The sequence below is a fragment of the Rhodococcus sp. P4_B6 genome (assembly GCF_056402215.1).
This window is the reverse complement of sequence record NZ_JBFUHV010000110.1, coordinates 19,493-29,315: the sequence shown is the minus strand read 5'-3', so window position 1 is coordinate 29,315 and position 9,823 is coordinate 19,493. Positions and strand designations below refer to the sequence as shown.

Annotated in this window: 8 protein-coding genes and 1 pseudogene; 6 read left to right on the top strand and 3 right to left on the bottom strand. The window is 65.8% G+C overall.

Annotated features, from left to right (window positions below):
• Window positions 1–179 precede the first annotated feature (179 nt).
• Window positions 180–687, top strand: a pseudogene (locus tag AC1DWT_RS34690) (protein kinase domain-containing protein); the annotation flags it as partial.
• Window positions 688–750: 63 nt separating this feature from the next.
• Here the strand turns inward: AC1DWT_RS34690 and AC1DWT_RS34685 are convergent.
• On the bottom strand, window positions 751–1,422 hold the full coding sequence (locus tag AC1DWT_RS34685) for an SDR family NAD(P)-dependent oxidoreductase (RefSeq protein ID WP_095870053.1): 672 nt from the start codon (window positions 1,420–1,422) through the stop codon (window positions 751–753).
• Window positions 1,423–1,458: 36 nt separating this feature from the next.
• Window positions 1,459–2,376 carry a helix-turn-helix transcriptional regulator gene (locus AC1DWT_RS34680; protein ID WP_477924114.1) on the bottom strand — a complete coding sequence of 306 codons (918 nt, stop codon included), beginning with the start codon at window positions 2,374–2,376 and terminating at the stop codon, window positions 1,459–1,461.
• A gap of 168 nt (window positions 2,377–2,544) precedes the next feature.
• Between AC1DWT_RS34680 and AC1DWT_RS34675 the strand changes: the two genes are divergently transcribed.
• The 5 genes from AC1DWT_RS34675 to AC1DWT_RS34655 are packed head-to-tail and all read left to right on the top strand — an operon-like array spanning window position 2,545 to window position 7,332.
• Window positions 2,545–3,801 (top strand): MFS transporter, encoded by a 1,257-nt coding sequence (locus tag AC1DWT_RS34675; protein ID WP_283334542.1) that lies wholly within the window; start codon window positions 2,545–2,547, stop codon window positions 3,799–3,801.
• Window positions 3,802–3,838: 37 nt separating this feature from the next.
• The gene (locus AC1DWT_RS34670) at window positions 3,839–4,348 is read left to right on the top strand and encodes a cyclophilin-like fold protein (protein WP_095870050.1); all 510 of its coding nucleotides are present in this window, start codon (window positions 3,839–3,841) and stop codon (window positions 4,346–4,348) included.
• Between the two features lie 25 nt (window positions 4,349–4,373).
• The gene (locus AC1DWT_RS34665) at window positions 4,374–5,141 is read left to right on the top strand and encodes an SDR family NAD(P)-dependent oxidoreductase (RefSeq protein WP_095870049.1); all 768 of its coding nucleotides are present in this window, start codon (window positions 4,374–4,376) and stop codon (window positions 5,139–5,141) included.
• A 25-nt stretch (window positions 5,142–5,166) separates the two neighbouring features.
• Window positions 5,167–6,192: a zinc-dependent alcohol dehydrogenase family protein gene (locus AC1DWT_RS34660; RefSeq protein ID WP_164060175.1), complete on the top strand. Its 1,026-nt coding sequence runs from the start codon at window positions 5,167–5,169 to the stop codon at window positions 6,190–6,192.
• A gap of 27 nt (window positions 6,193–6,219) precedes the next feature.
• The gene (locus AC1DWT_RS34655) at window positions 6,220–7,332 is read left to right on the top strand and encodes an alpha/beta hydrolase (RefSeq protein ID WP_477924112.1); all 1,113 of its coding nucleotides are present in this window, start codon (window positions 6,220–6,222) and stop codon (window positions 7,330–7,332) included.
• Between the two features lie 580 nt (window positions 7,333–7,912).
• Here the strand turns inward: AC1DWT_RS34655 and AC1DWT_RS34650 are convergent.
• The gene (locus AC1DWT_RS34650) at window positions 7,913–9,577 is read right to left on the bottom strand and encodes a CocE/NonD family hydrolase (protein WP_164060177.1); all 1,665 of its coding nucleotides are present in this window, start codon (window positions 9,575–9,577) and stop codon (window positions 7,913–7,915) included.
• Window positions 9,578–9,823: the final 246 nt, after the last annotated feature.

Here is a 9,823-nt window from a genome sequence, read left to right as displayed (position 1 = left end):
GTGGAGTTCGAACAACGACTGATCGCGTCGTCTACGCTGTCAGTCGCCGCATGAAATCCGGTGTCCACTCCCGAGGGGCAACCTCACAACAACCATGTTCCACGCACCACCAGCTCGCACACCCCCAAGAGCAATTCCACAGTGAGTACAGTCCCCGAGGAAGGTACGTCGATGCGCGGCGGATCACCACGCAGGCGGTGCCCGACCTGCGTGAGCACGGAATCCCCGACGAAGTGTCCGCGGTGATCGCCCGCGCGATGTCCCGGACCCCCGGTCAGCGCCCGGCCACTGCCGCCGACTTCGGGGAACAGCTGCGAGGGCTGCAACGCGACCACGGCTTCCCGGTCGACGAGATGGCACTTCGTGCGGAGGCCGATGCGCAGGGGAACGGGGAGCAACCGACCTGGCGCGGCGGGCGATTGTCGCAGCCTTCCTCCACGCCGGGCGCGACGGGAAGTCTTCCCCAGGAGCTGACGAGTTTCGTCGGCCGCCGGCACGAGTTGACCGAGGCGAAGAATCTGCTGGCCGGGTCTCGGCTGGTGACGTTGACCGGGATCGGCGGTGTCGGCAAGACGCGGCTGGCGATGCGGGTCGCGTCCGCTGTGCAGCGCGACTACGCCGACGGTGTGCCTCGTCGAGTTGGATGAGCTGCGCGACGGGTCATCACTGGTCGATGAGGTGGCATCGCCGACCGCCTGGTGATCTCACCCGCGGCGCTGAGTCGCCACTATCGGTCATTCGGTGGAATACTCACGTGGTCAGGCCGATTCCGCTGACGGTGGCTCGGAAGGGGCCAGGCTGGGCGTGGATGTTCCAGAGCTGATCGGCCAGGGCATCGGGGGCGTAGAGCGGGTCCCCGCCTCCGATTGCGCCGGGGATGATGAGCTGTTTGACGTGAATGTTCTGAGGTGTGAGCGCCTCGTGGAGCATTGCACCATAGGCCGATTCGCCGGCGAAGGCGATCGAGGTGCCCGCCACGTTGGGGTTCGGTGTCGCTGCGCTGGAACCGTTGACGAGAAGGATCGTCCCGCGCCCCAGTTGCCGCATTCCGGGAAGCACTTGTTGGACGGCGGTGACGGGGCCGAGGATGGAGAAGTCGGCGGCCGCGGCGAGGTCGGCGGCCGTCGTCTTCAGGACAGGGCGCAGGAAGTCCTTGCGCGGGACCGGGCTGTACTGCAGTACCTCGATCGGGCCGAGTTCGGAGGCTGCCCGATCGAGCGCGCCGGCCAGCTTCGGCCGGTCCTGCACGTCTGCGGCGTATCCGCCCGCCTGCACCCCGTGCTCGGCGAGTTCGGCCGCGATTCGGTCGACCTTGTCCTGGGTGCGCGAGATCAGTGCGACAGTGAATCCGTCACGCCCGAAACGTCTGGCCGTTGCCGCGCCGAGCCCTCGGCCGGCCCCGATGATTGCGATGGTCGTCATAATTGTCCTTTCGACAAGGTCGGAGTCGCCGAAGCGCTATTCGCCGGTGGTGAGGGCCGGGTGGTCGGCTGCGGTGGCGGTGAGGGTGGTGGCCRCCCAGTTGGCGAGCAGGGTCATGGCGTCGGCGGACGGGCTGCCGGGTTCGACGCTGTAGAGGGTCAGGACCAGGCCGGGGTCGGCGGGCAGCGGCATTGTTTCGTAGCCGATGGTGATCTCACCCACGACGGGGTGGTGGAAGGTTTTGGTGCCGGTGTAGTGCAGGCGCACATTGTGTTTGGCCCACCTGACCCGGAATTCGTCGCTGCGGGTGGACAGTTCACCGACGAGGTCGGAGATGCCGCGGTCGTAGGGGTCGCGGCCGGCGTCGGTGCGCAACAGGTTGACCGCGCCGTCGGCCATCTGGTCCCAGTCGGGATAGAACTCGTGGGCGCGGGGGTCGAGGAAGCAGAACCGGACGAAGTTGACCGCCTTGCTGGGATCGGGGTGCAGTTGGTCCGGGTACAGGGGCGAATAGAAGGCGTAGGCGAGGCGGTTCGCGGCGACGAGGTCGTGGCGGGCGTTGCGCACGAATGCGGGCCCGTTGTAGCCGTCGAGGAGTCGCTGCACCATCGGACGCACCGCCTTGGTGGTGCGGCGTGAGCGAACTCGTTGCGGGCTGGTGAGGGCACTGCGGTGCAGGTCGAACAGGTGGGAGCGTTCGGCGTCGTCAAGTTCCAGGGCACGCGCGATGGCATCGAGCACGGACTCGGAGACGCCGGTGACCTTGCCGCGTTCGATCTGGGTGTAGTAGTCGACCGAGAGCCCGGCCAGGGTGGCGACCTCTTGGCGGCGTAGGCCGGGGACGCGGCGTTTGGCGGCGTCGTAGACGGGCAGCCCGACGTGTTCAGGGGTGATCTTGGCCCGCCGTGACGCCAGGAATTGGCCGATCTCGGCGACTCGGTTGGTGGACTCCATACAAACGAGGCTACGACCCGCGCGTCGGCCGATGCCAGGTGCTGTGAGGGGGGTGCTGCCAGCACCCCCCTAATCCTCGCCTCCCACGCGGGCAGCTGACGGCGTTGCATGGGTGCTGCGAGCGCAGAGGTGCTCTGAGACCGAATCCTTCGATATCGACGAGGTGACATGACCACGCGAACGCCTGTCCGACCGAACACCGGCACTCCCCTGCCTGTGCTGGTGTATGTGCTGGCGGCCGGGATCTTCCTGATGGGCACGACCGAGTTCATGGTCGCCGGACTGTTGCCCGACGTCGCCGCGGATCTGGGTGTGGATATCGCCCGGGCCGGGTTGCTGGTCACGGCGTTCGCGGTCGGCATGATCATCGGCCCACCGGTAATGGCATTGGCCACGCTGCGGTTGCCCGCCCGAGCCACCTTGATCGGGGCGCTGATGGTGTTCTCCGCCGGGCACGTGGTGGCCGCGGTCAGCGACTCGTTCACCGTCGTCACCGCCTCCCGCGTCCTCACCGCGCTGGCGACGGGCACGTTTTGGGCGACCGGTGCGGTGGTGGCGGCCGCGGTCGTCGGCCCCGGGGCGAGCGCGCGGGCATTGGCGGTGATGTCGGGCGGGTTGAGCCTGTCCGTGGTCGCCGGTGTCCCGTTGGGCACCTTCGCCGGCCAGTTCACCGGGTGGCGGGGTCCGTTCTGGATGCTGGCCGTGCTGGCGGTTCCGGCGATCGTCGCTGTCGTTCGGTTCGCTCCGGGCACCGCGACCGGGGACACGGTGAGTGTGTCGGTGCGCTCGGAGGTCTCGGCAGTGCGGCCGTGGCGGGTGTGGGCGGTGCTGGGTGCGATCATGCTGGCGCAGGCCGGATTCCTCGGCGCCTACAGCTTCATCAGCCCCCTGCTGACCGACCGCGCCGGCATCTCCGCCGCGCTGGTGCCGCTGGTACTCGTCGGGTTCGGTGTGGGTGCCCTGGTGGGGACCGCGCTGGCCGGTCGGATCGGCGACAGGTGGCCGCTGGCGACCATCGCCGCGGCGGTGACGGTGACCTCGGTTCTGCTGCTCGTCCTGGCAGCGACCGCGAGCCACTCGGCGATCGTGGTGGGTGTGATCGTCGTTCTGGGCGCCTCCGGGCTCGGGGCGAACCCGGTGCTGATCGCCCAGACCATGCGATTCGCCGGACATGGCTCACGGCTGGCCTCGTCGCTGGCGACCGCTGCCTTCAACCTCGGCACCGCCGCCGGAACGGCGTTAGCCGCGACCACCCTGTCGACGTCACTGGGTGTGGTCGGGCCGGCGGTCCTCGGCGCCGCGATCACGGCCACCGCGCTGATACCGATCGCACTGCTGGCGACCAACCGGGCGCGTCCTGCCGCCGGTAACCCGCCGCCCCAACCTTCCGACGAGACGCTGCGGGTCCCCACGTCAGTGAGCTAGAGCGCGGCTGAACACCGGCATCGAGAGGAGAAAACCCATGCGCCCCAGGATCACCGGGCTGGTCGTCCTCGCGACAGCCGTAGCCGGGCTGACCGCCTGCGCAAGCACATCGGACCCCGCCGCGCACAGTGCGACGCCGGCGTCACCGACAGCGCAACCTGCGACGTCACAACCTGGTCAGGACGCACCGTTCATGCAGATTCGGTTGAGGATCGGCGCGACGGAGGCAACCGCACGACTCTACGACAACGCCGCCGCACGAGACTTCGCCTCCCTGCTACCAGTGACGATCACCCTGCACGACCTCGGCGGTCGCGAGAAGGCCGGACCGCTGCCTCGCGAGCTCGCCGACGGTGCGGGCCAGAGCAGCTACCGCGCAGGACAACTCGGCTACTGGGCACCCAGCAATGACCTGGCCATCTACTACCGCGAAGACGGGTTCACGATTCCCGATCCCGGGATCGTGATGATCGGCGAGATCGACACCGGACTCGACGCCATCATCCGCGCCGACGGCACCGACACCCTCACCATCAGCGCAGCCTGACCACCCCAATGAAAGGAACATCATCGTGAACCCGACGTACGACTTCACCGGCCAGGTCGCCTTCGTGACCGGCGCCGGTTCCGGCATGGGACGTGCCACAGCGCGGGCGTTCGCCGAATCCGGTGCCGCGGTGACTCTCGCCGATGTCGACGACGACGCGCTGAACACCGCGGCCACCGAGCTGCGTGACACCGGGCACCAGGTCCTGACCGTGCACTGCGACGTCTCCGACGAGACCAAGGTCGCCGCCGCGGTCACCTCGACGGTCGAAACGTTCGGTCGACTGGACTTCGCCTACAACAACGCCGGAATCCAAGCCCCCGCCACCGATGCCGCCGACGAGCCAGCCGAAACCTTCGACCGCGTCACCGGCATCAACCTGTGCGGGGTGTGGGCCTGCATGAAACACGAACTCGCCCACATGCGCACCCAAGGCTCCGGCGCGATCGTCAACTGTTCCTCCCTCGGCGGCCTCGTGGGGCTCCCCAGCCGGGCCGCCTACCACGCCGCCAAGCACGGTGTCATCGGTCTGACCCGCTCGGCCGCACTCGAATACGCGCCCCGCGGCATCCGGATCAATGCGATCTGTCCCGGCACCATCGAAACCCCACTGGTCACCGACATGATCGCCTCCGGCGACCTCGACCCCGACGAAGCCGCCGCCAACCAACCCATCGGCCGGTTGGGCACCGCCGACGAAATGGCCGCCGCCGTGCTGTGGCTGTGCAGCCCCGGCGCCAGCTTCGTCGTCGGCGTCGCCCTGCCCATCGACGGCGGCTACACCGCCCGCTGACCCCCAACGACAGAAGAGGACCACCATGCGTGGAGTAGTGATGTATGCCCCCGGCGATGTTCGCGTCGTCGAGCGGCAAGACCCGAAGATCATCGAGCCGACCGACGCGATCATCCGGATCACCGCGACCTGCATCTGCGGATCCGACCTGTGGCCATACCGGGGTGTGGAACCGGTCGACCACACCCTGATGGGACACGAGTACGTCGGCGTCGTGGAGGAAATCGGTGAGGCCGTGAGGACCCTGAAAGTCGGCGACTTCGTCGTCGGGTCGTTCGCCGTCTCCGACAACACCTGCGAGATCTGCCGAGCCGGTTACCAATCCCGTTGCGTACACGGCTCCTTCGTCGCCGGAGACATCGGCACCCAAGCAGAGAAAGCCCGCATCCCCTACGCCGACGGAACGCTCGTCGCCACGCCCGGTCAGCCGGACCAAGACCTGGTTCCCTCGCTGCTGGCCGCTTCCGACGTCCTCGGGACGGGCTGGTTCGCCGCCGTCGCCGCCGAGGCCGGACCCGGCAAGACCGTGGCCGTGGTCGGGGACGGTGCCGTCGGCCTGATGGGTGTGCTCGCCGCCAAACAGCTCGGCGCCGAACGGATCATCGCCATGTCCCGGCACGCCGACCGCCAAGGGTTGGCCCGCCAATTCGGTGCCACCGACATCGTGGAATCCCGCGGCGACGAGGGCGTCGCCGCGATCAAGGAACTCACCGACGGGCTCGGCGCACACAGCGTCATCGAAGCCGTCGGCACCGAGGAGTCGATGCTGCAGGCCATCCGCTCGACCAGGCCCGGCGGGCACGTCGGCTACGTCGGCGTCTCCCACGACGGTGTCACCCTGCCCGCCAACCAACTGTTCTTCGCCGAAATTCACCTGATGGGCGGCCCCGCACCCGTCCGCCGCTTTCTGCCGGAGCTGATCGACCTGATCTGGCGCCGCGAGATCGACCCCGGCAAGGTCTTCGACCTCACCCTCCCGCTGGACCAGGCGGCCGAGGGCTACCAGGCGATGGACGAGCGCCGCGCCATCAAAACGCTGCTCACCCTCTGACACGACACCACAAGGAGCACAACAACGATGAACACCCCCCGCACACGGCGAGGCACTCACCGCTCAATGAAGCTGGCCGGCGCCGGTATTGCCACGCTCGCCGTCCTGGCCGCCTCGGCCTGCTCGGCCGCCGACTCGCCCACCTCATCGGCAGATCCTGCCTCGCCGGTCGCGAACCTGGCCTCCGGTGATCTGTCCCAAGGTGCCGACAACTTCTACACCAGCGACCAGGTCACCATGGAGAAGGTGACATTCAAGAACCAGTACCGGATGGACGTCTCCGGCAACCTGTTCGTCCCCAAAAACCTCGACCGCAACACCAAGAACGCCGCCATGGTGGTCGGGCACCCGATGGGCGCGGTCAAGGAGCAGAGCGCCAACCTCTACGCCACCAAGATGGCCGAGCAGGGTTTCGTGACGCTCTCGCTGGACCTGTCGTTCTGGGGTGACAGCGCCGGCGAGCCCCGCAACGCCGTCGCCCCCGACATCTACACCGAGGACTTCAGCGCCGGCGTGGACTTCCTGCGCACCCAGTCCTTCGTCGACACCGAACGCATCGGCGCGCTCGGAATCTGCGGCAGCGGCAGCTTCGTCATCAGCGCCGCGAAGATCGACCCCCGCATCAAGGCCGTCGCCACGGTCAGCATGTACGACATGGGCKGTGCCACCCGCAACGGGGTGGGCCACTCGGTCACCCTCGATCAGCGCAACGCCGCCCTGGCGCAAGCCGCAGCCCAGCGAGACATCGAATTCACCGGCGGACCCACCGAATACACCGGCGGCACACCCGAACAGCTGACCGATCAGTCCGGCCCGATCGAGCGCGAGTTCTACGACTTCTACCGCACCGCGCGCGGCAACAGCCCCGACACCACCACCCAGCCGACGCTGTCGAGCAACGTCAAGTTCATGAACTTCTACCCCTTCAACGACATCGAGACCATCTCGCCCCGCCCGATGCTGTTCATCGCCGGCGAAAACGCGCACTCACGCGAGTTCACCGAAGAGGCCTACCGCCTCGCCGGTGACCGCAAGGAACTGATGATCGTGCCCGGTGCCGGTCACGTCGACCTCTACGACCGGGTCGACATGATCCCCTTCGACAAGTTGACCGAGTTCTACACCCAGAACCTCACCTAACGGGTGGGCGGGCAGTGACCGGACCCGGTTGAGTGCTCGTACCCCCACAGAGGACCCACCGAGATGCCGGCGTGCACCGACTACGCACGCCGGCATGTCCCTATCACCATCAACCTCGACGCGTGACGGCAGGGACACCGAGACACATCCACAGGTGCACGGACAAAACCCTTCTCGCGACGACACGCCCGCACCGCACCGCGGTTGCCGAACCGGGGTGACGAAGTACGGACGGAAGGACACCGATGACTGGGAACGGTGCCGACAACAATGAACGAGCGGGAACGATCGCGATCGGACTGGCCATCGCGATCACCGCCCTCCTGACCTACCTGGAGGCACTGGCCTGTTGACTGCTCAGGTCGGCCCTCTCACGACCCGAGCCTTAGCAGGCTCTCGCCTACGCAAGGCACCGTAGGCCGCAAGTAGTCCGCTACACGGGGTGCAGCTAGCGGCTGGCTCCGAGTCAACTCGTTCGGCTGCGACGCCGACACCAGCATCGACGGAGACAGCGTCATCATCGGGGAGAACGTCATCGGTGAAAGAGGGAGATGTCGTCGGGGTCGCCCCCCGACATGCCCTAGCAGTGATTCTCAGAGGAGGACCACTCTACCGGGATGACTGCGCCGTGACTGCCTGACGTTGCTCTTGCAGTTGATGTCTCAAAACATCGATAAGGGAGCAGAGGAAGGTTAACCGCAGAAGGGTCATCCGCCGACCACTCGATGTCGAAGATGCCACCAGCGAGCGAAGCCCGCTGAGGATCATTCGGCCGGCACGGGAGTAGCACTCCCACACCGCCGTCGATGTCGCAATCCTGGGCGGAGGGTTGAGTGGTGAATCGGATGCGCAGAGCGTGCCCAGGCTCGACCGACCAAAGATTCGGGTGCAACGGAATACTGAACAGTTGCTGCTGTCCCGGCGTCAGGTACGTATCCTGAGACTGGGTGGCGTAGGGCCGAATGAGTGTCCCGTTGCTGTCGCGCCACGTGTGATCGGAATCTAGAGCACTCTGGCTGCCGAGAACGACACCGAAAGTGATCGGAATTTCAGTGCCGTCTGGCGCGACGTCCAAAAGAGTCGCTATCAGTGCGAGATTCGTGGTGTTGGTTCGGGCGAAGACCTCGACACTTGAGGGACCGGCTAAAGTCACGCCATTGGTGAATGGTGCTGTCGTAAAATTCAGAACTCCATCAGATTCGGTTGGTGGCGTCCAAGCAATCGTTTCGCGCCCCGGGGTGGTCGCGAGGCCGTTCGCCAAGGTGGCGGCTGGGCCAAGGTAGAACGGGTCATAATCGGAGTCCAATGGGTAGGACGCCGCGTTAATCCAGCGTTCGCTTCCCTGCTCGTACAGATGCATAGGCTGCTCCGTGCGGTCGATGCCAGTCGCCTCATCCTTGAGCCAAGTGTCGTACCATCTCAGCATGACGGCAGGGTCCAGACCTTCAGTGTGGTGCCAAGGGCCTACGATCAGCTGGTACTTTCCCGATGCCGAGTCAGAGAAAGCAGGACCGTTGGTTGACTCCACGCGGACAGCTGCATTCTGCATTGCCGCATACATTTCCAAGGCTCCACGTCGCCCGACATCACTCCAGCCCGTCCACAAAAGCGTCGGAATGTCGTTATCGACGATCTTTGTTGCATAGCCAATCGGCTGGCGTTCTTGCCAGAACTCGTTGTAGGCGGCCGGCCCACCCGTGCGCAAATCGTTTGCCACTACACCGAAAGCATCTCGGGCGGAAGGCTGGTTCCCTACGAACTCGCCCATTTGATCATAAAGGACCGAATCACCTGTCGGAATACCTCCTACGAGCGACATCTCGCGAATGTAGTCCCATCCAGTGCACGCCGGGATGATGGCCTTTAGAGGCGAGCCCTTACCAACCATGCCGGCTGTGGCAATCAGTGCCATGCCAGGGTAGGAACAGCCGTAGCCGCCCACCGCGCCATTAGAGCCGTCCAATTTTCGCGCCGCCCACTCGACGATCTCCACACCGTCGGCAGCATCGCGCCCGGAAAAGAGTCCAAAACTACCGCCCGAGTCTTGGGTACCTCGGATCGAAACACTGGCAAAGATGTATCCATGCTGTGTGAATAGTTTGCCGTGTTCGACCGCATACGGCTCGGTATCGGGAGCGTACGGCGTAATATTCACTATTACGGGAAAAGTTCCCGGAGCGCGTTCTCCGGTAGCCACATCTGCTGGATATTTGACGGTCGCGTCGAGGACGACACCGTCATCCATTCGCACCGGAATGTTGTCGGAAACGACCTGTCCGTACGTCGCAGGGCCCAGTTCCCAACCTTCTCCAGACGAAGGCGTCTTGAGGGGGCCCTCGGAGGATTCCGCAGTGCACCCTACGGCAACACTGGCGAGGACGACAACCACACTGAGACACAGTCTAATACGCCGCAGACTGGGGAATTTCACTCGGCGATCCTCTCGCGATTGATGTGTCGGTCGAGCCGATTCCGGCGACGGCGGTCGAGC